Below are 22741 nucleotides of genomic sequence, written 5' to 3'. Positions count from 1 at the left end.
GTAGCAGGGGAGATCCATGTAGCGTGTTCCTGCATGCGGATTTTTATACCTTAATTATTTAAAATAAGAAAGAATGAAAAAGAAAATACTTTTTGTTTGTTTGGGCAACATTTGCCGCTCTTCTACGGCAGAAGGCGTGATGCTTCATCTGATCAGAGAGGCCGGATTGGAAGATCAGTTCATGATTGATTCGGCCGGTATCTTGGCCTATCATCAGGGAGAGCTGCCCGACAGCCGCATGCGTGCTCATGCAGCTCGCAGAGGATATGAACTGGTTCATCGTTCGCGTCCGGTCCGTACAGAGGACTTTTATGACTTTGACCTTATAATCGGCATGGACGATCGGAATATCGATGACCTGAGGGAGAAAGCTCCCTCTCCGGCAGAATGGGAAAAGATTCACCGGATGACGGAATACTGCACCCGCATCCCCGCCGATCACGTGCCCGACCCCTATTATGGAGGTGCGGAAGGCTTTGAATACGTGCTCGATATACTCGAGGATGCTTGTGCCGGACTCCTTACTTCTTTAACTCAGGATAGCTGATACGCGTGTGGTAAATCGTTTTCAGCTTTTCTTTAAATACCGCTTTGATCGTCGCAATGTCTTTGAAGGTAATCGGACATTCTTTGAAATATCCTTCCTGCACTTGTGAGTCGATAATTTTATCTACCAGGTTGCTGATGCTCTCTTCGGTATACTCAGGTAAACTGCGTGAAGCGGCTTCTACGGAGTCTGCCATCATCAGTATGGCTGTTTCTTTTGAGAACGGGTTAGGTCCCGGATATGTGAATACTTCTTCATCCGGTTCCTCACCCGGATGTTCGTTCTTCCAGGATATGTAGAAGAATTTGGTCTTTCCGCGCCCGTGGTGGGTGCTGATGAAATCCTTGATCACTTTGGGTAAGTTATGCTTGTCGGCCAGTTTTAATCCGTCTGTTACGTGACTGATAACTACCTGGGCACTCTGTTCATAACTCAGGTTCTTATGGGGGTTCACCCCCGACTGGTTTTCGGTAAAGAAAGCCGGATTTTCCATTTTTCCGATATCATGATACAGTGCTCCGGTACGTACTAACTGGCTTTTGGCACCGATACGTATTGCAGCTTCGGCGGCCAGATTAGCCACCTGCATCGAGTGCTGGAAAGTACCAGGAACGGTTTCGGACATTCTTCGCAGCAGATCGTTGTTGATGTTCGACAACTCTACAAGCGTTACATTCGATGTAAAACCAAAAGTCTTTTCGAGCAGGAATAATAAAGGATAAGCAAACAGTAATAGCACTCCATTGATGATGAAGTATATGTACATACTGACATTCAGCTTTGAAAGATCGTTTTCGCTGATCAGTTCAAAAGCGAAATATATGGCTGCATACGTCAGTATCACCAGGAGGGCGGTGCGGAACAGTTGCGAGCGTTGCGACAGTTCTCTCAGGCTGAAGATAGCCACGAGTCCGGCTGCTAATTGTGTCAGGATGAACTCGTGGGGGTATCGCAGGGTGATGGAACAGATCAGTATGGTGATGACATGTGTCAGGAATGCCGTGCGTGAATCGAGAAAAACCCGGATGATAATCGGAAGCATGGCATAAGGCAGGATGTACACATTAAATATATTGTTTGTCACCATCAATGCGGTGATGACGCAATAGAATACAATTAAGGCGAAAAGTAGCGACAGACTGCCTTTACGCTCATAATAGTCTTTGCGGAAGAGTTCCAGATATAGCATAAAGCAAAGTACCAGAATACCGACAAATAAGATTTGTCCGGCGAGTATCAGCCGCTTTTGTCCAAGAGATTCACTCCGCTTAATAGACTCTTTACGTAAAGATTCCAGAATGTTGTATGTCTGTTTGCTGACAATCTCTCCACGGTCGATGATCTTTTGTCCGCTTTGTACGACTCCATTTGCCCAGGAATAGTTGTCGAGCAGCTCTTTCCGGGCAGTCTCTGTACGTACGGAGTCATAAATCAGATTGGGAGTTATATACTCGTTGAGTGCGCATTGACGCAGGATGTCTTTGTTATAATGGGCGGTGTCACTCGATATAAGATACTCGTAGGCTCTCTTTACGGTATATATTCCGTCAGTCATTCGCTGGTTTGCTAATTTGTCGTCAATCACCATGATAGAAGAGAGACTGTCATGGAGGAGGGTTCGCATCTCCTCTGTCGATACGACTCCCGATTGATAAATGGTCTTCAGCCCTTTCTCAATATAACGGATGTAATCTGTTGAGGGGAGTACCCCTTTCAGATGTGTATGGTAGTTCTCCTTAAGCTTGGCGAGCGCGTTCTTTTCCGCCTCTTTATTCAATTCAAAGTAGGGTTGAAAAGAGGCCAGAAGACTGTCTTGCTCCCTTTTTACCACTGCCTCGTCTTTGTAAATCGGGAAGTCGAAAGTGGCCATTAACTGACCGTACTTCCACGGCTTGTTTATGTCAAACTGATAGTTAAACTTCCCATCCCGTGGTAGGAAATAAACAATGAAGGCCACAGTACCGACGAAAATCAGTGCTTTATATAACAAATCTTTGTATGAGAAACTATTTTTCTTCTTCCAGTGTTCCATAACCCTTGAATTTTTTGCGAAAAGTACAAAAAAAAACAATAGTGTGGAAAAAAAGGTTTAATTTTGCCACGATTTACCTATACTAACGCAAATTATGGCAGAAAGAAAAGTAAGAGTTCGTTTTGCTCCGAGCCCAACAGGAGCATTGCATATAGGTGGTGTGCGTACCGCTTTGTATAATTATCTGTTTGCCCGCCAGCATGGGGGAGATTTGATTTTCCGTATCGAGGATACTGACTCAAACCGTTTTGTCCCGGGTGCGGAAGAATATATCCTGGAATCATTTAAGTGGTTAGGGATTCAGTTTGACGAGGGTGTCAGCTTTGGAGGTGAATATGGACCGTACCGCCAGTCAGAACGTCGCGAAATATACAAGAAGTATGTACAAGTGTTGCTTGACAACGGAAAAGCCTATATTGCTTTCGATACTCCGGAGGAGCTGGATGCCAAACGTGCTGAAATAGCCAACTTCCAATATGACGCATCTACCCGTGTGGGAATGCGCAATTCGCTGACCCTTTCACAGGAAGAGGTGAAGGCGTTGATTGCTGACGGAAAGCAATATGTGGTACGTTTTAAAATTGAGCCGAACGAAGACATTCATGTGAATGACCTGATTCGTGGAGAAGTGATTATTAACTCATCTATCCTTGACGACAAGGTTCTATATAAATCGGCCGATGAACTGCCTACTTACCACTTGGCTAATATTGTTGATGACCATCTGATGGAGGTATCACACGTGATCCGTGGTGAGGAGTGGTTGCCTTCCGCTCCGTTGCACGTATTGTTGTATCGCGCATTTGGTTGGGAAGACACAATGCCTGCTTTTGCTCATTTACCTCTGTTGTTGAAACCCGAGGGCAATGGTAAGCTGAGTAAACGTGATGGTGACCGTCTGGGATTTCCTGTATTTCCGCTTGAATGGCATGATCCGAAGAGTGGAGAAGTTTCTTCAGGTTATCGTGAATCGGGTTATTTGCCTGAGGCTGTCATTAACTTCCTCGCCTTGTTGGGATGGAATCCGGGTAACGATCAGGAGGTAATGTCCATGGATGAGTTGATTCGTCTGTTCGACTTGCACCGTTGCAGTAAATCGGGTGCTAAATTTGACTATAAGAAAGGGATTTGGTTCAATCATACTTACATTCAACAGAAGTCTGACGAAGAAATAGCCGAACTGTTTGTGCCTGTTCTGAAAGAACATGGTGTGGAAGCTCCTTTCGAAAAAGTAGTAACAGTGGTTGGGATGATGAAGGACCGTGTCAGCTTTGTCAAAGAACTGTGGGATGTATGCAGTTTCTTCTTTGTAGCCCCGACAGAATATGATGAAAAGACGGTAAAAAAACGCTGGAAAGAAGATTCGGCTAAATGTATGGCCGAACTGGCTGAAGTATTGGCCGGAATAGAAGATTTCAGTATTGAAGGTCAAGAGAAAATTGTAATGGATTGGATTGCTGAGAAAGGTTATCATACAGGTAATATTATGAATGCTTTCCGCTTGACGCTGGTAGGCGAGGGCAAAGGTCCCCATATGTTTGACATTTCCTGGGTATTGGGAAAAGAAGAAACACTGGCTCGTATGAAACGTGCCGTAGAGGTTTTGAAATAAGAATCCGGAGGTATGTTTTACGATCTGGCAATAGGAATTTACGACCTTCTGGTGCATCTGGCTGCACCATTCAGCCGTAAGCCCCGAAAGATGATGAAGGGGCATTGGGTAGTGTACGACCTTCTTCGTCAACAGGTAGAGAAGGACGCGCGCTATATCTGGTTTCATGCTGCTTCTTTGGGAGAGTTTGAGCAGGGGCGTCCCTTGATTGAGAAAATACGGGAGAGGTATCCGGATTATAAAATACTGCAAACGTTTTTTTCTCCTTCGGGATATGAGGTCCGGAAGAACTACCGTGGAGCCGACATTGTCTGCTATTTGCCGTTTGATAAACCTCGTAATGTGAAGAAGTTTCTGGATATTGTGAATCCTTGTATGGCTTTCTTCATCAAATACGAATTTTGGAAGAACTATCTGGATGAATTACACAAGCGTCGTATCCCTGTGTATAGTGTTTCGTCCATTTTCCGTAAAGATCAGATATTCTTTAAGTGGTATGGAGGTACTTACAGAAATGTGCTGAAGGATTTTGATCACTTGTTTGTGCAGAACGAAGCATCGAAGCGTTTCCTTGCCAAGATTGGAATTACAAGGGTTACGGTAGTGGGAGATACGCGTTTTGACCGTGTTTTGCAGATTCGTGAGCAGGCCAAGGAGTTGCCGCTGGTGGAACAGTTCAAGGATGGCGCATTTACTTTTGTGGCCGGAAGTTCCTGGGGACCAGATGAGGATCTTTTCATTGAGTATTTTAATAATCATCCTGAGATGAAGTTGATTATAGCACCACATGTAATCGATGAGAATCATTTGGTAGAGATTATTGGTAAGTTGAAACGTCCTTCTGTGCGTTATACCCGTGCCGATGAAAAGAATGTCCGGAAGGCGGACTGCCTGATAATCGATTGTTTCGGTTTACTGTCTTCTATTTATCGTTACGGAGAGATTGCTTATATCGGAGGTGGTTTCGGAGTAGGAATTCATAATACTCTTGAAGCGGCAGTTTATGGTATTCCGGTAATTTTCGGACCCAAATATCAGAAGTTTATGGAGGCGGTACAATTGATTGAAGCCAAAGGGGCTTATTCGATTAAGGATTACGAGGAGCTGAAGACGTTGCTTGACAGGCTTCTGTCCGATGAAAAGTTCCTGAAAGAAACGGGAACTAACGCCGGTAATTATGTGATTGGCAACTCCGGAGCGACGGACAAGGTACTACACATGATAAATTTTTAAGGCTTTGAACCTGATAAACAAAAATATCCTTCGGGGAACCCAGTCCCTCCGGAGGATATTTTTGTTTATCAGGTCGGGTCTTATTTATACCAATCAGAGTACATCAGGTAATTATGAGCTATTTTTTGGTTTAACTCTTTGGCTTGTTCCGGATCAACCTTTTTTATAAATTTTGCCGGTACTCCTCCCCAAATACTTCCCGGTTCGATGATGGTGTTGCTGAGTACAAGTGAGCCTGCTGCTACAATCGCTCCCTCACCGATAACAGCATGATCGAGTAGGGTCGATCCCATACCGATCAATGCGTAATCTTTAATTGTCGCACCATGAATGGTTACATTATGTCCTACCGATACATGATTACCTATTTCAATCGTCGATTTTTGATAGAGAGTGTGTAATACACTCCCGTCTTGTATATTCACTCCGTCGCCAATGCGGATGGAGTTTACATCCCCTCTCAGCACGGTGCTGAACCAAATGCTACAATCGCGCCCCATCTTTACATCGCCGATGATGGTGGCATTGTCGGCCAGAAAACAGTTTTCTCCGAATTCAGGAGTAAAACCTCTTACTGATTTTATTAAAGCCATAGGTTATTGATTAAAACATGTTTGAGAAATAGATGGAATCAGCATCCTATAAGATGCTGATTCACACTAATAATGATTTTGGTGACCTATAAAGGCGGTCCTTCCTTTGGTTTGTCAGATTGCGGCTGTTGCCTCTTTCAACCATATTTTTTCTTCTTCATTCAGACCGGGGGATAACTTTTCATATACTTGCCGGTGATAATCATTCAGCCAGTCTGTTTCTTCTGCGGTTAGCAACTCCTTGATTATACCCTTTTTACAGATAGGACAAAGCGTGATGGTTTCGAACCTCAGGTATTCGCCAAACAAGCCTTCACCAGCCTTGCATACCAGTGTCAGATTCTCGATTCGTATGCCGTGGCTGCCACCTTTATATACTCCGGGTTCGTTTGAGGTGACCATGCCGGGTTGTAATACAACTGGATTCTCGTTCATACGAATGCTTTGTGGACCTTCGTGCACGCTGAGGAAATGGCCTACGCCATGACCGGTGCCATGCAGGAAATTCATTTTGTGGCTCCATAATGGCATACGTGCCAGTACATCCAGTTGTGCTCCTCTGGTTCCTGCCGGAAAAACGGCCATCGCCAATGCGATGTGTCCTTTGAGGACCAGTGTATAGTCTGTCTTTTCTTCCTCTGTTAGCTCACCTAATGCAATGGTACGTGTGATGTCAGTGGTGCCATCCATGTATTGAGCTCCTGAGTCGAGTAAAAGAAAGCCTTTGGGTTGCAATGTCGCGTTGCTTTCTTCGGTTGCTGAATAATGTACAATAGCCCCGTGTTCTTTGTAACCCGCAATGGTATCAAAACTTTCGCCTACGTACAAATTCTGTGCAGCACGAAACTCGTGCAGTTTGTGATCGATGCTTAATTCTGTTTCTATTCCGGAAGGGACGGCAGACTCCAGCCATTTAAGGAATTTGACTAAGGCGACACCGTCACGCTGCATGGCTGCATGGACTCCTGCTATTTCTTGATTGTTACGGACAGCTTTCAGTAAGGCTACCGGTGCTTCTCCTCGTATGATCCGGCATTTGGGGTTTACGGAGGAAAAAATAGCATAATTGGTTTTTGCCGGATTCATCAGGATGCTGGTGCTCTTGAGATCTGATAAGTAAATTTCTGTTTCTGCGTAGTTCCGTATCTCTACTTGCTGCTCTTTTAAGTAGTTCCGTACTTCTTCAGTTACTTTCTCCGGAGCAATGAATAATATCGTGCTGTCTTCTGTAATAAGTAAATAGCTTATTACTACGGGGTTGCAATGTACATCGTTTCCGCGTAGGTTTAGGGTCCAGGCTATTTCATCTAAAGCTGATAACATAACACTTTCTGCACCCTTTTTCTTTAGCTCCGTACGAATGGATGCGATTTTTTCTGTGCAACTTTTTCCCGCATATTCAATGTCGTATACAAAGGCAGGTGATTCCGGCATAGGCGGTCGATTTGTCCATATCTCCTGCATAGGATCAGGGCAGAATATGATTTGAAGATTACTTGATGAAAGTTCGGCTTGCATATACTCCACTTGTTCCACTGAGAACATTTTTCCATCGATACCTACTGCCTCTCCCGGTTTTAATTGGGTAGACAAGAATTCTGTGATACTTGGAGTGTCCGGCAGCATCTCTTTATATAAGTCTATGCCACTTCCTTGTAACTGTTCTGCTGCTTGTAAAAAATATCTTGAGTCGGTCCAGAGTCCTGCTTTCTTTTCTGTAATCACTACCGTACCGGCTGATCCGGTAAATCCGGAAATCCATTCTCGTGATTTCCAGTGTGGTGCAACGTATTCACTGAGATGAGGGTCTGTGCTGGGGATGATGAATGCTTGAATGTTTGGTTTAAACCACATGCGTAATGCATGTATTCGTTCACTGATAGACTGTTTCATACATTATATATATTATATGTTATACTCTCCAAAGATAACTACTTTCTGTTCCTTTTGCATTGATTTTGAGAAATAATTGCCGAAAGTTTTGTGAATAAAGAAAGTATGTGTAATTTTGCGGCGCAATTTGACTGCGGAAATTTTAAACCATAACATATTTAATAGTAACAAAATGATTGTAGTACCTGTAAAAGAAGGCGAAAACATTGAAAAAGCGCTGAAGAAGTTTAAGAGAAAATTTGAAAAAACTGGCATCGTTAAAGAGTTGAGAAGCAGACAACAGTTCGACAAACCGTCTGTAACTAAAAGACTTAAGAAAGAACGTGCAGTTTACGTACAAAAACTTCAGCAAGTAGAAGATTAATAATTCGTAATTTCCTTTGAATTATTGAATTCTTTTCATACATTCGTTGCAGAATTATAGATGTAGCGATATTATGTTAGCAGATTCTTTTCTTGATTACCTCCGGTACGAACGGAATTATTCTGAGAAGACCGTACTGGCTTACGGCGAGGATATTTCGCAGTTGCAGGAGTTTGCTCAAGAGGAGATTGGGGAGTTTAATCCGTTGGAAGTGAAGCCCGAACTGATTCGTGAGTGGATTGTTTCACTGATGGATCGGGGGTATACTTCAACTTCTGTGAATCGTAAGCTGAGTTCGCTCCGGTCGTTTTATAAATATCTCCTCAGACAAGGAGAGGTGAGTGTTGATCCGTTACGTAAAATAACGGGGCCAAAAAATAAAAAGCCACTTCCTTCTTTCTTGAAAGAGAGTGAAATGAATAAATTGCTGGATGACACGGATTTTGGTGAAGGGTTTAAGGGGTGTCGGGATCGTTTGATTATTGAGGTGTTTTATGCCACAGGCATGCGTCTCTCTGAATTGATAGGTTTGGATGATAAGGATGTAGATTTCTCAGCCTCTCTTCTGAAAGTAACGGGAAAGAGAAATAAGCAGCGCTTGATCCCTTTTGGGGATGAATTGAAAGAAGCGATGTTTGAGTATGTTGATGTAAGGAACAAAGTGATTTCAGTGAAGTCTGATGCTTTTTTTGTTAGAGAGAATGGCGAACGACTTTATAAGAATCTGGTCTATAATTTGGTGAAACGGAACCTTTCGAAGGTGGTAACGCTTAAGAAGCGCAGTCCTCACGTGTTGAGGCATACCTTTGCCACAACAATGCTGAATAATGATGCGGAGTTGGGTGCGGTGAAAGAGCTTTTAGGTCATAGTAGTCTGGCGACTACGGAGATTTATACGCATACCACTTTTGAAGAACTTAAAAAAGTGTATAAACAAGCTCATCCACGAGCCTAAAAAAGGAGGTAAGTATGGAAATTAGAATTCAATCGATTCACTTTGATGCAACAGAACAATTGCAGGTTTTCATTCAGAAGAAAGTGTCTAAGTTGGAAAAATATTACGAAGATATAAAGAAAGTAGAGGTGTCATTAAAGGTGGTTAAACCAGAAACTGCGGAGAATAAGGAGGCCGGAATTACGGTGTTGGTTCCAAACAATGATTTTCATGCAAGCAAAATCTGTGATACGTTTGAAGAAGCGGTTGATTTGTGTGTGGAAGCATTGGAGAAGCAGCTGGTTAAGTACAAGGAAAAACAACGAAATAAATAAAAATACCGCAAATATTTTGCGGGAAAGAAATAAATAACTAAATTTGCAGCCGTTTCGCTCGCGTTAGGACGTGACGGTTGCATTTTTTAAGTAAAAACGCCTCTTTAGCTCAGTTGGCCAGAGCACGTGATTTGTAATCTCGGGGTCGTTGGTTCGAATCCGACAAGAGGCTCAAGAATAAATCAGAATAGAAAAAGTTTGGGCGTTCTTACGCTTACTTCGAAATTCGATTTCTGTAATGAAGGGCAAATACCAGAGTGGCCAAATGGGGCAGACTGTAAATCTGCTGGCTTACGCCTTCGGTGGTTCGAATCCATCTTTGCCCACGGAGAAGACAGAGTGAAAACTTTGGCAAATTGCGGAAGTAGCTCAGTTGATAGAGCATTAGCCTTCCAAGCTGAGGGTCGCGGGTTTGAGCCCCGTCTTCCGCTCTCTCTATTTCGCTGTTATAGCTCAGTGGTAGAGCACTTCCTTGGTAAGGAAGAGGTCCCGGGTTCAAATCCCGGTAACAGCTCTGTAAGATGTAAATGCTGATTATTAATCAAATAAATAACAAGTAAAGCTATGGCTAAAGAGAAATTTGAACGTACCAAACCGCACGTAAACATTGGTACAATCGGTCACGTTGACCACGGTAAAACCACTTTGACTGCTGCTATCACTACAGTGTTGGCAAAAAAAGGTCTTTCTGAACTCCGCTCTTTCGATTCTATCGACAACGCTCCTGAAGAAAAGGAAAGAGGTATTACTATCAATACTTCACACGTTGAGTACGAAACAGCTAACCGTCACTACGCACACGTTGACTGTCCGGGTCACGCTGACTACGTAAAGAACATGGTTACTGGTGCTGCTCAGATGGACGGTGCTATCATCGTAGTTGCTGCTACTGATGGTCCGATGCCTCAGACTCGTGAGCACATCCTTTTGGCTCGTCAGGTAAACGTTCCGAAGCTGGTTGTATTCATGAACAAGTGCGATATGGTTGAAGATGCTGAAATGTTGGAACTGGTTGAAATGGAAATGAGAGAACTTCTTTCTTTCTATGATTTCGACGGTGACAATACTCCGATCATTCAGGGTTCTGCTCTTGGTGCATTGAACGGTGTAGAAAAATGGGAAGACAAAGTAATGGAGTTGATGGAAGCTGTTGATACTTGGATTCCGTTGCCTCCGCGCGATGTTGATAAACCTTTCTTGATGCCGGTAGAAGACGTGTTCTCTATCACAGGTCGTGGTACTGTAGCTACAGGTCGTATCGAAACTGGTGTTATCCACGTAGGTGATGAAATCGAAATCCTTGGTTTGGGTGAAGATAAGAAATCAGTTGTAACAGGTGTTGAAATGTTCCGCAAACTTTTGGATCAGGGTGAGGCTGGTGACAACGTAGGTCTGTTGCTTCGTGGTGTTGACAAGAACGAAATCAAACGTGGTATGGTTCTTTGTAAACCAGGTCAGATCAAACCTCACTCTAAGTTTAAAGCTGAGGTCTATATCCTGAAGAAAGAAGAAGGTGGTCGTCACACTCCATTCCACAACAAATACCGTCCTCAGTTCTATCTGCGTACTATGGACTGTACAGGTGAAATCACTCTTCCGGAAGGAACTGAAATGGTGATGCCGGGTGATAATGTAACTATCACTGTAGAGTTGATCTACCCGGTTGCATTGAACATCGGTCTTCGTTTCGCTATCCGCGAGGGTGGTCGTACAGTAGGTGCTGGTCAGATTACTGAAATTATCGACTAAAATTAAATATTAATCAGTTCCCGGTAGTATTATCGGGAACTGATTATGTACAAACGGGAGTAGCTCAGTTGGTAGAGCACCGGTCTCCAAAACCGGGTGTCGGGAGTTCGAGCCTCTCCTCCCGTGCTAATATTTATGAAATGAAAAAAGTAGTAGCTTATATTAAAGAATCTTACGACGAACTTGTTCATAAAGTGTCGTGGCCTACGTATTCAGAACTAACTAACAGTGCGGTAGTTGTTTTATATGCTTCCCTGCTTATTGCATTGGTAGTGTTCGCGATGGACTTCTGTTTCCAGAATTTTATGGAAAAAATAATTTATCCACATTAAAAAAAGAGGAATTACGATGTCTGAGATTGAAAAGAAATGGTACGTTTTGCGTGCTATTAGCGGAAAAGAAGCTAAGGTAAAAGAGTATCTTGAAGCTGATATTAAAAACAGCGACCTTGGCGAATATGTGTCTCAGGTATTGATTCCTACCGAAAAGGTATACCAGGTTCGCAATGGTAAAAAAATTGTGAAAGAAAGAAGTTATCTTCCTGGTTACGTTTTGGTGGAGGCTGCTTTGGTTGGTGAGGTTTCTCACCATCTGAGAAATACTCCTAATGTGATAGGTTTCTTGGGAGGTTCCGATAAACCGGTTCCCCTCAGACAGTCGGAAGTGAATCGTATACTTGGTACAGTGGACGAATTGCAAGAAACGGGTGAAGACTTAAATGTTCCGTATATTGTAGGTGAAACTGTAAAGGTTACTTTTGGTCCTTTTAGCGGATTCAGTGGTATCATTGAAGAAGTGAATAGTGAAAAGAAGAAACTAAAGGTCATGGTAAAGATATTCGGGCGTAAAACACCGCTTGAATTAGGCTTTATGCAAGTGGAAAAGGAATAACGCAGAATTGTTACGCTGTAGTTGTCCTTCGTTTAATGTTATATATAAATCAATAAAAAAATGGCTAAAGAAGTTGCTGGACTAATCAAATTACAGATTAAAGGAGGCGCGGCAAACCCATCACCTCCCGTTGGACCTGCATTAGGTTCTAAGGGAATCAACATCATGGAGTTTTGCAAGCAATTCAACGCCAGAACCCAAGACAAGGCAGGTAAGATTTTGCCTGTTATCATTACTTACTACGCAGATAAGTCTTTCGATTTTGTAATCAAGACTCCTCCCGTTGCCATTCAGTTGCTTGAAGTGGCTAAGGTAAAGAGTGGTTCTGCTGAGCCTAACCGTAAGAAAGTTGCCGAGATCACTTGGGAACAGGTTCGTACGATTGCTCAGGACAAAATGGTTGACTTGAACTGTTTTACTGTGGAAGCTGCCATGAAAATGGTTGCAGGTACAGCTAGAAGTATGGGTATCGCTGTAAAAGGGGAGTTCCCGGTTAATAATTAATAAACTTCAATTGTAATGGGTAAACTGACAAAAAATCAAAAGTTAGCTGCAGGAAAAATTGAAGCAGGGAAAGCATACTCACTGAAAGAAGCTGCATCTTTGGTAAAGGAAATCACTTTTACTAAGTTTGATGCTTCATTAGATATTGATGTACGTTTAGGTGTTGATCCACGTAAAGCAAACCAAATGGTGAGAGGTGTTGTTTCACTTCCTCATGGAACTGGAAAGCAAGTACGTGTGTTGGTACTTTGTACACCGGATGCTGAAGCTGCTGCAAAAGAAGCTGGTGCTGACTATGTTGGTCTTGACGAATATATTGAAAAGATCAAAGGTGGATGGACTGATATTGATGTGATTATCACTATGCCATCTATCATGGGTAAAATTGGTGCACTCGGTCGTGTGCTTGGTCCTCGTGGATTGATGCCTAACCCGAAGAGTGGTACCGTAACTATGGATGTTGCTAAAGCTGTAAGAGAAGTAAAACAAGGTAAGATCGACTTCAAAGTTGATAAGAGCGGTATTGTTCATACTTCAATTGGTAAGGTTTCATTCACTGCAGAGCAGATTCGCGATAATGCAAAAGAATTTATCTCTACATTGAACAAGTTGAAACCGACTGCAGCCAAGGGTACATATATTAAGAGTATTTATCTTTCTAGTACAATGAGTGCGGGTATCAAAATTGACCCGAAATCAGTAGAGGAAATCTAATAAAACAGAGTAACAATGAGAAAGGAAGATAAAAATACGATTATTGAGCAGATTGCTGCTACAGTACAGGAATATGGTCACTTCTATTTGGTAGATACAACAGCTATGAACGCTGCTGCAACAAGTGAATTGAGAAGAGCTTGTTTCAAGGCTGACATCAAATTGATGGTAGTTAAGAACACACTCCTCCACAAAGCGCTTGAAAGCATTGAAGGTGATTTCTCTCCTCTTTATGGTTCTTTGAAAGGTACGACAGCTGTGATGTTCTGCAACGTTGCAAACGCACCTGCAAAACTGATCAAAGATAAATCTAAAGATGGCATTCCGGGACTGAAAGCTGCATATGCAGAAGAAAGCTTCTATGTTGGTGCTGACCAGTTGGATGCTCTCGTAGCTATTAAGAGTAAAAATGAAGTTATTGCCGATATCGTTGCCCTGTTGCAATCACCGGCCAAGAATGTTATTTCTGCTCTTCAATCAGGTGGCAACACCCTTCACGGAGTTCTCAAAACTCTTGGTGAAAGATAATTATAACACATTTTATTTAGTAAATTAAACATTAAAATCATACAAAAAATGGCAGATTTGAAAGCTTTTGCAGAACAATTAGTTAACTTGACAGTAAAAGAAGTTAATGAACTTGCAACTATCCTTAAAGAAGAATATGGTATTGAACCTGCTGCTGCAGCTGTAGCTGTTGCTGCTGGTCCTGCAGCTGGTGCTGCTGCCGCAGAAGAAAAGTCTTCTTTCGACGTAGTATTGAAGAGCGCTGGTGCAGCTAAACTTCAGGTTGTTAAAGCCGTTAAAGAAGCTTGTGGTCTTGGCTTGAAAGAAGCTAAGGACATGGTAGACGGTGCTCCTAGTGTAGTAAAAGAAGGTTTGGCTAAAGACGAAGCAGAATCATTGAAGAAAACATTGGAAGAAGCTGGAGCTGAAGTTGAACTTAAATAACATTAGCCTGGTAATCAGGTAATTCGGTTAAGAATCCTTCACAAGAGGATTCTTAACCTTTTTGTGTATATATTTAAAATTAAGTTCTCCAAATTCATTGACAGATGTCTTCAAATACTGTAAATCAAAGAGTTAATTTTGCTTCGACTAAGAATCCGCTTGAATATCCGGATTTCCTGGAAGTACAATTGAAGTCATTCCAAGACTTTCTACAACTAGATACCCCACCTGAGAAGCGTAAAAAAGAGGGATTGTATAAAGTATTTGCTGAAAACTTCCCAATTGCCGACACAAGAAACAATTTTGTTCTTGAGTTTCTGGACTATTATATTGATCCGCCGCGCTATACCATTGATGATTGTATAGAGCGTGGGCTTACATATAGTGTCCCATTGAAAGCGAAACTCAAGCTTTACTGTACAGACCCCGATCATGAGGATTTCGATACAGTGATTCAGGATGTGTTCCTTGGTCCTATCCCTTACATGACTGATAAGGCAACTTTCGTCATCAATGGTGCTGAACGTGTAGTTGTGTCGCAGCTTCACCGTTCTCCGGGCGTATTCTTCGGTCAGAGTGTACATGCCAATGGTACAAAATTGTACTCGGCCCGTATCATCCCGTTCAAGGGATCATGGATTGAGTTTGCTACCGACATCAACAATGTGATGTATGCTTATATCGATCGTAAGAAGAAGTTACCTGTTACTACGCTGTTAAGAGCTATTGGCTTTGAGAATGACAAAGACATTCTTGAGATTTTTAACTTGGCTGAAGATGTAAAGGTTAACAAAACAAATCTCAAGAAGGTAGTAGGTCGTAAATTGGCTGCACGTGTCTTGAAAACCTGGATTGAAGATTTCGTTGATGAAGATACCGGTGAAGTTGTTTCTATCGAGCGTAATGAAGTCATTATCGACCGTGAAACAGTGATCGAACCGGAACATATAGATGAAATAATTGACTCGGGCGTTCAAAACATCCTTATTCATAAGGAAGAGCCGAATCAGTCCGACTACTCTATTATATATAATACCCTTCAGAAAGATCCGAGTAACTCGGAAAAGGAAGCTGTGCTGTATATCTATCGCCAATTGCGTAATGCAGATCCGGCTGATGATGCCAGTGCCCGTGAGGTTATCAATAACCTGTTCTTTTCTGAAAAGCGGTATGACCTTGGTGATGTAGGTCGTTACAGAATCAACAAAAAGTTGAATTTGACGACAGACATGGATGTGCGTGTCCTCACCAAAGAAGATATTATTGAGATCATTAAATATCTGATTGAGTTGATTAACTCTAAAGCAGATGTGGATGATATTGACCACTTAAGTAACCGTCGTGTACGTACTGTAGGCGAGCAGCTGTCTAACCAGTTTGCTGTCGGTTTGGCACGTATGTCGCGTACTATTCGTGAACGTATGAACGTTCGTGATAACGAGGTGTTTACTCCGATTGATTTGATCAACGCAAAGACTATTTCTTCAGTGATCAATTCGTTCTTCGGAACTAATGCATTGTCTCAGTTTATGGACCAGACAAACCCGTTGGCTGAGATTACTCACAAGCGCCGTATGTCTGCCCTTGGTCCTGGTGGTCTGTCTCGTGAACGTGCCGGATTTGAGGTTCGTGACGTTCACTATACGCACTATGGACGTCTTTGTCCGATTGAGACACCGGAAGGTCCGAACATCGGTTTGATTTCATCACTTTGCGTGTTTGCTAAGATCAATGACCTTGGTTTCATTGAAACTCCTTACCGTAAAGTAGATAATGGTAAAGTAGACCTTTCTGAAAACGGACTTGTCTACCTGACAGCTGAAGAAGAAGAAGCCAAGATCATTGCACAGGGTAATGCTCCGCTGAATGATGATGGAACATTTATTCGCAATAAGGTTAAGTCTCGTCAGGATGCCGATTATCCGGTTGTAGAACCTTCAGAAGTAGAGTTGATGGACGTTGCTCCTCAGCAGATTGCTTCTATTGCTGCATCTTTGATCCCATTTCTTGAACATGATGACGCTAACCGTGCTTTGATGGGATCGAACATGATGCGCCAGGCAGTTCCGTTGTTGAGAAGCGAAGCCCCGATCGTAGGTACAGGTATCGAGCGCCAGTTGGTGCGTGATTCACGTACTCAGATTGCTGCTGAAGGTGATGGTGTAATTGATTTTGTTGATGCTACTACTATTCGTATTCTGTACGATCGTACTGAAGATGAAGAGTTTGTAAGCTTCGAACCTGCATTGAAAGAATACAGGATTCCGAAGTTCCGCAAAACGAACCAAAATATGACTATTGACCTTCGTCCGATCTGCAATAAAGGTGATCGTGTGACAAAAGGTCAGATTTTGACAGAAGGTTATTCTACCGAGAATGGTGAGCTTGCTTTGGGGAAGAACCTGCTTGTAGCCTACATGCCTTGGAAAGGTTATAACTATGAGGATGCTATCGTGTTGAACGAACGTGTAGTTCGCGAGGACTTGCTGACTTCAGTTCACGTAGAAGAGTATTCACTCGAAGTTCGTGAAACTAAGCGTGGTATGGAAGAGTTGACTTCCGATATCCCTAATGTTAGTGAAGAAGCCACTAAGGATCTTGATGAGAACGGTATTGTACGTGTTGGTGCACGCATTCAGCCGGGTGATATCCTAATTGGCAAGATCACTCCGAAAGGTGAATCTGATCCTTCTCCGGAAGAAAAATTGCTTCGTGCCATTTTTGGAGATAAAGCGGGTGATGTGAAAGACGCTTCTTTGAAAGCATCCCCTTCATTGAAGGGTGTGATCATTGACAAGAAGTTATTCTCTCGTGTCATTAAAAACCGTAGTTCTAAGTTGGCCGATAAGGCATTGCTTCCAAAGATTGATGATGAATTTGAATCTAAGGTAGCAGACTTGAAACGCATTCTGGTGAAGAAACTGATGGCATTGACTGAAGGTAAAGTATCTCAAGGCGTGAAAGACTATCTGGGCGCCGAAGTTATTGCCAAAGGTTCTAAGTTCAGTGCATCAGATTTCGATTCACTTGATTTCACCGCAATACAGTTGAGCGACTGGACTAATGATGATCATGCGAACGGTATGATTCGTGATTTGATCCTGAACTTCATCAAGAAGTACAAAGAGCTCGATGCAGAACTGAAACGTAAGAAGTTTGCTATCACAATTGGTGATGAACTGCCTGCAGGAATCATCCAGATGGCGAAAGTATATATTGCTAAGAAACGTAAGATTGGTGTAGGTGATAAGATGGCAGGTCGTCACGGTAATAAAGGTATCGTGTCACGTGTTGTTCGCCAGGAAGATATGCCATTCCTGGAAGATGGTACTCCGGTGGATATTGTATTGAACCCGTTGGGTGTGCCTTCACGTATGAACATTGGTCAGATTTTTGAGGCTGTCCTCGGACGTGCCGGAAAGAATTTGGGTGTGAAGTTCGCTACACCGATTTTTGATGGTGCAACTCTTGACGACTTGAACGAATGGACAGATAAAGCTGGCTTGCCTCGCTATTGCAAGACTTATCTTTGCGACGGTGGTACAGGAGAACGCTTTGACCAACCAGCAACTGTAGGTGTTACTTATATGTTGAAACTCGGTCACATGGTTGAAGACAAGATGCACGCACGTTCTATCGGTCCATACTCATTGATTACTCAGCAACCTCTTGGTGGTAAAGCTCAATTTGGTGGTCAGCGTTTCGGAGAGATGGAGGTTTGGGCACTCGAAGGCTTCGGTGCATCACATATTCTCCAGGAAATCTTGACAATTAAGTCGGATGATGTTGTAGGACGTTCTAAAGCTTATGAAGCGATTGTGAAGGGCGAACCTATGCCGCAGCCGGGTATCCCTGAATCTTTGAACGTGTTGTTGCACGAGTTAAGAGGATTGGGGCTGAGCATCAATTTGGAATAATGAACTAATGTGCCAATATGCCAATGTACCGATCAAGGTACATTGGCTGTGGCATTTCATAATTAGTATGTTTTCTTATTGGCACATTGGCATTAGCCAATCGGCACATTATTTAGTTAATTAGCATATTATATAATTATAAAAGTATGGCTTTTAGAAAAGAAAATAAGATCAAGAGCAATTTCTCGAAAATCTCTATCGGTTTGGCTTCTCCGGAAGAAATCCTTGAGAATTCGAGTGGTGAAGTATTAAAGCCTGAAACCATCAACTATCGTACGTACAAACCCGAGCGTGACGGTTTGTTCTGCGAACGTATCTTCGGCCCGATCAAAGACTACGAATGCCATTGCGGTAAATACAAACGTATCCGTTATAAAGGTATTGTCTGCGACCGTTGTGGTGTAGAAGTTACTGAAAAGAAAGTACGTCGCGAACGTATGGGACATATTCAGCTTGTTGTGCCTGTGGCTCACATCTGGTATTTCCGTTCGCTGCCCAATAAGATCGGTTACTTACTGGGTCTTCCCACTAAGAAACTTGATTCTATCATTTACTACGAACGTTATGTTGTCATTCAGCCAGGTGTGAAAGCTGAAGACGGCATTGCCGAATTCGATTTGCTATCGGAAGAAGAATATCTCGATATTCTTGATACTCTTCCCAAAGACAACCAGTATCTGGAAGATACGGATCCTAACAAGTTCATCGCTAAGATGGGTGCCGAAGCGATCTATGATTTGCTTGCACGTCTTGATCTTGATGCGTTGTCATACGAACTGCGCCACCGCGCCGGCAATGATGCTTCGCAACAACGTAAGAACGAGGCTCTGAAACGTCTTCAGGTGGTAGAGTCGTTCCGTGCATCACGCGGACGCAACAAGCCGGAATGGATGATCGTACGAATTGTACCGGTGATCCCGCCTGAACTTCGTCCATTGGTTCCGTTGGATGGTGGTCGTTTTGCTACATCCGATTTGAATGACCTTTATCGTCGTGTGATTATCCGTAACAACCGTTTGAAACGTTTGATTGAAATTAAAGCTCCTGAAGTGATTCTCCGCAACGAGAAACGTATGCTCCAGGAATCTGTCGATTCATTGTTTGATAACTCACGTAAGTCAAGTGCAGTTAAGACTGATGCCAACCGTCCGTTGAAATCATTGTCAGACAGTTTGAAAGGTAAGCAAGGACGTTTCCGTCAGAACTTGCTGGGTAAACGTGTTGACTATTCAGCTCGTTCGGTAATTGTTGTTGGTCCGGAATTGAGAATGCACGAGTGTGGTATTCCTAAGCTGATGGCTGCCGAGTTGTACAAACCGTTCATTATTCGTAAACTGATTGAGCGCGGTATCGTAAAGACTGTGAAGTCTGCTAAGAAAATTGTAGACCGTAAGGAGCCGGTGATTTGGGATATCCTTGAACACGTAATGAAAGGTCATCCGGTATTGCTGAACCGTGCTCCGACACTTCACCGTTTGGGTATCCAGGCTTTCCAACCCAAGATGATCGAGGGTAAAGCTATCCAGTTACACCCATTGGCATGTACAGCGTTTAATGCCGACTTTGACGGTGACCAAATGGCGGTTCACTTGCCTTTGAGTAACGAAGCAGTGCTTGAAGCCCAAATGTTGATGTTGGCTTCTCACAATATTCTGAATCCTGCTAATGGTGCTCCTATTACTGTTCCTTCACAGGATATGGTGCTTGGTCTGTATTATATTACTAAGCTCCGTAAAGGCGCGAAAGGTGAAGGGCTCACATTCTATGGTCCGGAAGAAGCGTTGATCGCTTATAATGAAGGTAAGGTAGACATCCATGCTCCGGTGAAGGTTATTGTGAAAGACCTTGACGAAAATGGAAACATTGTTGATGTAATGCGTGAAACTTCAGTAGGTCGTGTAATCGTGAACGAGATCGTTCCGCCTGAAGTAGGATATATCAATACTATTATCTCTAAGAAGTCGCTGCGTGACATTATTAGTGCCGTAATCAAGGCTTGTGGTGTTGCTAAAACTGCTGATTTCCTTGACGGAATCAAGAATTTGGGTTACAAGATGGCCTTCCAAGGCGGTCTGTCATTCAACTTGGGTGATATTATCATTCCAGAAGAGAAAGAGACACTTGTTCAGAGAGGTTACGATGAAGTTGAGCAAGTGATCAATAACTATAACATGGGTTTCATTACCAATAACGAACGTTACAATCAGGTGATTGATATCTGGACACATGTTAACTCTGAGTTGTCTAACATTTTGATGAAGACAATTTCTTCTGATGATCAGGGTTTCAATTCTGTGTACATGATGCTTGATTCCGGTGCCCGTGGTTCTAAAGAGCAGATTCGTCAGCTTTCCGGTATGCGTGGTTTGATGGCTAAGCCGCAGAAAGCAGGTGCCGAAGGTGGCCAGATCATCGAAAACCCGATTTTGTCGAACTTTAAAGAAGGACTTTCCGTATTGGAGTATTTTATCTCTACCCACGGTGCCCGTAAAGGTTTGGCCGATACCGCATTGAAGACTGCCGATGCCGGATATCTGACTCGTCGTCTGGTAGACGTTTCGCATGATGTTATTATTAATGAAGAGGATTGCGGTACGCTCCGCGGATTGGTTTGTACAGACCTTAAGAACAACGATGAAGTTATCGCTACCTTGTACGAACGCATCCTTGGTCGTGTATCCGTACATGATATCATACATCCCCAGACCGGAGAACTGTTGGTTGCTGGTGGTGAAGAAATTACAGAAGATATCGCTAAGAAGATACAGGAGTCTCCGATCGAAAGTGTTGAAATCCGTTCGGTATTGACTTGCGAATCGAAGAAGGGAGTTTGCGCGAAATGTTACGGCCGTAATCTGGCTACGAACCATATGGTTCAGAAAGGTGAGGCTGTCGGTGTAATTGCTGCCCAGTCTATTGGTGAACCGGGTACACAGTTGACACTGCGTACATTCCATGCCGGTGGTACGGCTGCCAATATCGCAGCTAATGCAAGTATCGTTGCCAAGAACAATGCTCGTTTGGAATTCGAAGAACTTCGTACGGTAGATATTGTCGACGAAACAGGTGAAGCTGCCAAAGTGGTAGTAGGCCGTTTGGCTGAAGTTCGTTTCATCGACGTCAATACGGGTATTGTACTTTCTACACACAACGTTCCTTACGGTTCTACACTTTATGTAGCCGATGGTGAAATAGTAGAAAAAGGTAAACTGATTGCGAAGTGGGACCCGTTCAACGCTGTTATCATTACGGAGGCTACTGGTAAGATCGAATTCGAGGGCGTTATTGAAAACGTTACTTATAAGATTGAGTCGGATGAAGCAACCGGACTTCGTGAAATTATCATTATCGAATCTAAGGATAAAACTAAAGTTCCTTCTGCCCATATTTTGACGGAAGATGGTGACTTGATTCGTACATACAACTTACCTGTGGGTGGACACGTTGTGATCGAAAATGGTCAGAAGGTGAAAGCTGGTGAGGTAATCGTTAAGATTCCGCGTGCCGTAGGTAAGGCTGGTGATATTACCGGTGGTCTTCCTCGTGTTACAGAGTTGTTTGAAGCACGTAACCCGTCGAACCCTGCTGTTGTATCTGAAATAGATGGTGAGGTAACTATGGGTAAGGTGAAACGTGGTAATCGTGAGATCATCGTTACTTCTAAGACTGGTGAAGTGAAGAAATATCTTGTTCCGCTGTCTAAACAGATTCTTGTACAGGAGAACGATTATGTTCGTGCCGGTACTCCGCTGTCTGATGGTGCTACCACTCCGGCTGATATTTTGGCGATCAAAGGTCCTACGGCTGTACAGGAATATATCGTGAATGAAGTTCAGGACGTATACCGTTTGCAGGGTGTGAAGATTAATGATAAGCATTTTGAAATTATCGTTCGTCAGATGATGCGTAAAGTAACTATTGACGAGCCGGGCGATACTCGTTTCCTTGAACAACAGGTTGTCGATAAACTGGAATTCATGGAAGAAAATGATCGTATCTGGGGTAAGAAGGTAGTTGTAGATGCTGGTGATTCTGAAAACTTGAAAGCAGGTCAGATTGTTACTGCCCGTAAGTTGCGTGATGAAAACAGTATGTTGAAACGCCGTGACCTTAAACCGGTTGAAGTGCGTGATGCTGTTGCCGCTACTTCTACTCAGATTCTTCAGGGTATCACTCGTGCTGCATTGCAGACTTCAAGCTTTATGTCAGCTGCTTCCTTCCAGGAAACAACTAAAGTCTTGAACGAAGCTGCCATCAACGGTAAGATAGATAAATTGGAAGGTATGAAGGAGAACGTAATTTGCGGTCACCTCATTCCGGCAGGTACAGGACTGCGCGAATTTGATAAGATCATTGTAGGTTCTAAAGAAGAGTACGATCGTATTTTGGCTAACAAAAAGACTGTGCTTGACTATAATGAAGTAGAATAATACAATTCAATTGACTATAACTGAAAAAGAGCAATTGCCGTA

At 43.0% G+C, this 22741-nt stretch carries 18 protein-coding genes and 5 tRNA genes; 20 read left to right on the top strand and 3 right to left on the bottom strand.

Going from position 1 to position 22741, the window contains the following annotated elements; translation table 11 throughout:
- Nucleotides 1-73: 73 nt before the first annotated feature.
- Nucleotides 74-547: a low molecular weight protein-tyrosine-phosphatase gene (locus G7Y45_RS02050; protein ID WP_005782146.1), complete on the top strand. Its 474-nt coding sequence runs from the start codon at nt 74-76 to the stop codon at nt 545-547.
- Here G7Y45_RS02050 and G7Y45_RS02045 read toward each other — a convergent pair.
- Nucleotides 522-2579: an HD family phosphohydrolase gene (locus G7Y45_RS02045; RefSeq protein ID WP_165017276.1), complete on the bottom strand. Its 2058-nt coding sequence runs from the start codon at nt 2577-2579 to the stop codon at nt 522-524. The two genes, G7Y45_RS02050 and G7Y45_RS02045, sit on opposite strands and share 26 nt — an antisense overlap.
- Nucleotides 2580-2673: 94 nt before the next feature.
- Here G7Y45_RS02045 and gltX point away from each other — a divergent pair, with 94 nt between their 5' ends.
- Nucleotides 2674-4191 (top strand): glutamate--tRNA ligase, encoded by a 1518-nt coding sequence (gene gltX, locus G7Y45_RS02040; protein WP_101603964.1) that lies wholly within the window; start codon nt 2674-2676, stop codon nt 4189-4191.
- A 12-nt stretch (nt 4192-4203) separates the two neighbouring features.
- Nucleotides 4204-5424 (top strand): 3-deoxy-D-manno-octulosonic acid transferase, encoded by a 1221-nt coding sequence (locus tag G7Y45_RS02035; RefSeq protein WP_005782149.1) that lies wholly within the window; start codon nt 4204-4206, stop codon nt 5422-5424.
- Nucleotides 5425-5504: 80 nt separating this feature from the next.
- On the opposite strand, the gene G7Y45_RS02030 is transcribed toward G7Y45_RS02035, so the two are convergent.
- Both G7Y45_RS02030 and G7Y45_RS02025 read right to left on the bottom strand, forming a co-directional pair.
- The gene (locus G7Y45_RS02030) at nt 5505-6017 is read right to left on the bottom strand and encodes a gamma carbonic anhydrase family protein (RefSeq protein ID WP_005782150.1); all 513 of its coding nucleotides are present in this window, start codon (nt 6015-6017) and stop codon (nt 5505-5507) included.
- A gap of 114 nt (nt 6018-6131) precedes the next feature.
- Nucleotides 6132-7910 (bottom strand): aminopeptidase P family protein, encoded by a 1779-nt coding sequence (locus tag G7Y45_RS02025; RefSeq protein ID WP_032539199.1) that lies wholly within the window; start codon nt 7908-7910, stop codon nt 6132-6134.
- Nucleotides 7911-8082: 172 nt separating this feature from the next.
- On the opposite strand from G7Y45_RS02025, the gene rpsU reads away from it, so the two are divergent.
- The 17 genes from rpsU (at nt 8083) to rpoC (ending at nt 22699) form a co-directional block, all read left to right on the top strand.
- Nucleotides 8083-8274 carry a 30S ribosomal protein S21 gene (gene rpsU, locus G7Y45_RS02020; protein WP_005782152.1) on the top strand — a complete coding sequence of 64 codons (192 nt, stop codon included), beginning with the start codon at nt 8083-8085 and terminating at the stop codon, nt 8272-8274.
- Between the two features lie 73 nt (nt 8275-8347).
- Nucleotides 8348-9229, top strand: a complete 882-nt coding sequence (gene xerC, locus G7Y45_RS02015; RefSeq protein ID WP_005811400.1) for a tyrosine recombinase XerC — start codon at nt 8348-8350, stop codon at nt 9227-9229.
- Nucleotides 9230-9243: 14 nt separating this feature from the next.
- Nucleotides 9244-9543: a ribosome hibernation-promoting factor, HPF/YfiA family gene (hpf, locus tag G7Y45_RS02010; protein ID WP_165017273.1), complete on the top strand. Its 300-nt coding sequence runs from the start codon at nt 9244-9246 to the stop codon at nt 9541-9543.
- Between the two features lie 98 nt (nt 9544-9641).
- Nucleotides 9642-9715: transfer RNA gene (locus tag G7Y45_RS02005), tRNA-Thr, on the top strand.
- Nucleotides 9716-9786: 71 nt separating this feature from the next.
- Nucleotides 9787-9869: transfer RNA gene (locus G7Y45_RS02000), tRNA-Tyr, on the top strand.
- Between the two features lie 32 nt (nt 9870-9901).
- Nucleotides 9902-9974: transfer RNA gene (locus tag G7Y45_RS01995), tRNA-Gly, on the top strand.
- An 11-nt stretch (nt 9975-9985) separates the two neighbouring features.
- Nucleotides 9986-10057 (top strand) — tRNA-Thr (locus tag G7Y45_RS01990).
- Nucleotides 10058-10107: 50 nt separating this feature from the next.
- Nucleotides 10108-11292, top strand: a complete 1185-nt coding sequence (gene tuf, locus G7Y45_RS01985) for an elongation factor Tu (RefSeq protein WP_005782155.1) — start codon at nt 10108-10110, stop codon at nt 11290-11292.
- A gap of 53 nt (nt 11293-11345) precedes the next feature.
- Nucleotides 11346-11418, top strand: a tRNA-Trp gene (locus G7Y45_RS01980).
- A gap of 14 nt (nt 11419-11432) precedes the next feature.
- Nucleotides 11433-11624: a preprotein translocase subunit SecE gene (gene secE, locus G7Y45_RS01975; protein ID WP_005782157.1), complete on the top strand. Its 192-nt coding sequence runs from the start codon at nt 11433-11435 to the stop codon at nt 11622-11624.
- Between the two features lie 16 nt (nt 11625-11640).
- Nucleotides 11641-12183 (top strand): transcription termination/antitermination protein NusG, encoded by a 543-nt coding sequence (gene nusG, locus G7Y45_RS01970; protein ID WP_005782159.1) that lies wholly within the window; start codon nt 11641-11643, stop codon nt 12181-12183.
- Between the two features lie 60 nt (nt 12184-12243).
- Nucleotides 12244-12687, top strand: coding sequence for a 50S ribosomal protein L11 (gene rplK / locus G7Y45_RS01965; protein WP_004291286.1), 444 nt, complete (start codon nt 12244-12246; stop codon nt 12685-12687).
- A gap of 15 nt (nt 12688-12702) precedes the next feature.
- Nucleotides 12703-13401: a 50S ribosomal protein L1 gene (rplA, locus tag G7Y45_RS01960; protein ID WP_005782161.1), complete on the top strand. Its 699-nt coding sequence runs from the start codon at nt 12703-12705 to the stop codon at nt 13399-13401.
- 15 nt (nt 13402-13416) lie between these two features.
- Entirely contained in the window at nt 13417-13929 is a 513-nt protein-coding gene (gene rplJ / locus G7Y45_RS01955; RefSeq protein ID WP_005782163.1) for a 50S ribosomal protein L10, read from the top strand.
- A 48-nt stretch (nt 13930-13977) separates the two neighbouring features.
- Nucleotides 13978-14352 (top strand): 50S ribosomal protein L7/L12, encoded by a 375-nt coding sequence (rplL, locus tag G7Y45_RS01950; RefSeq protein WP_005782165.1) that lies wholly within the window; start codon nt 13978-13980, stop codon nt 14350-14352.
- 104 nt (nt 14353-14456) lie between these two features.
- On the top strand, nt 14457-18269 hold the full coding sequence (rpoB, locus tag G7Y45_RS01945; RefSeq protein ID WP_005811391.1) for a DNA-directed RNA polymerase subunit beta: 3813 nt from the start codon (nt 14457-14459) through the stop codon (nt 18267-18269).
- A gap of 146 nt (nt 18270-18415) precedes the next feature.
- A complete protein-coding gene (rpoC, locus tag G7Y45_RS01940; RefSeq protein WP_005811389.1) occupies nt 18416-22699 on the top strand; it encodes a DNA-directed RNA polymerase subunit beta' in 4284 nt (1427 codons plus the stop codon).
- Nucleotides 22700-22741: the final 42 nt, after the last annotated feature.

It is taken from the genome of Bacteroides sp. ZJ-18 (assembly GCF_011038705.2).
Lineage (GTDB): Bacteria > Bacteroidota > Bacteroidia > Bacteroidales > Bacteroidaceae > Bacteroides > Bacteroides hominis.
The sequence above is the reverse complement of the archived record's forward strand: the minus strand, read 5'-3'. Positions and strand labels throughout refer to the sequence as shown.

Bases quoted from the DNA above. Each gene is read 5' to 3' on its own strand.
- G7Y45_RS02050 (WP_005782146.1), top strand. From the start codon at position 74: ATGAAAAAGAAAATACTTTTTGTTTGTTTGGGCAACATTTGCCGCTCT.
- G7Y45_RS02045 (WP_165017276.1), bottom strand. From the start codon at position 2,579: ATGGAACACTGGAAGAAGAAAAATAGTTTCTCATACAAAGATTTGTTA.
- gltX (WP_101603964.1), top strand. From the start codon at position 2,674: ATGGCAGAAAGAAAAGTAAGAGTTCGTTTTGCTCCGAGCCCAACAGGA.
- G7Y45_RS02035 (WP_005782149.1), top strand. From the start codon at position 4,204: ATGTTTTACGATCTGGCAATAGGAATTTACGACCTTCTGGTGCATCTG.
- G7Y45_RS02030 (WP_005782150.1), bottom strand. From the start codon at position 6,017: ATGGCTTTAATAAAATCAGTAAGAGGTTTTACTCCTGAATTCGGAGAA.
- G7Y45_RS02025 (WP_032539199.1), bottom strand. From the start codon at position 7,910: ATGAAACAGTCTATCAGTGAACGAATACATGCATTACGCATGTGGTTT.
- rpsU (WP_005782152.1), top strand. From the start codon at position 8,083: ATGATTGTAGTACCTGTAAAAGAAGGCGAAAACATTGAAAAAGCGCTG.
- xerC (WP_005811400.1), top strand. From the start codon at position 8,348: ATGTTAGCAGATTCTTTTCTTGATTACCTCCGGTACGAACGGAATTAT.
- hpf (WP_165017273.1), top strand. From the start codon at position 9,244: ATGGAAATTAGAATTCAATCGATTCACTTTGATGCAACAGAACAATTG.
- tuf (WP_005782155.1), top strand. From the start codon at position 10,108: ATGGCTAAAGAGAAATTTGAACGTACCAAACCGCACGTAAACATTGGT.
- secE (WP_005782157.1), top strand. From the start codon at position 11,433: ATGAAAAAAGTAGTAGCTTATATTAAAGAATCTTACGACGAACTTGTT.
- nusG (WP_005782159.1), top strand. From the start codon at position 11,641: ATGTCTGAGATTGAAAAGAAATGGTACGTTTTGCGTGCTATTAGCGGA.
- rplK (WP_004291286.1), top strand. From the start codon at position 12,244: ATGGCTAAAGAAGTTGCTGGACTAATCAAATTACAGATTAAAGGAGGC.
- rplA (WP_005782161.1), top strand. From the start codon at position 12,703: ATGGGTAAACTGACAAAAAATCAAAAGTTAGCTGCAGGAAAAATTGAA.
- rplJ (WP_005782163.1), top strand. From the start codon at position 13,417: ATGAGAAAGGAAGATAAAAATACGATTATTGAGCAGATTGCTGCTACA.
- rplL (WP_005782165.1), top strand. From the start codon at position 13,978: ATGGCAGATTTGAAAGCTTTTGCAGAACAATTAGTTAACTTGACAGTA.
- rpoB (WP_005811391.1), top strand. From the start codon at position 14,457: ATGTCTTCAAATACTGTAAATCAAAGAGTTAATTTTGCTTCGACTAAG.
- rpoC (WP_005811389.1), top strand. From the start codon at position 18,416: ATGGCTTTTAGAAAAGAAAATAAGATCAAGAGCAATTTCTCGAAAATC.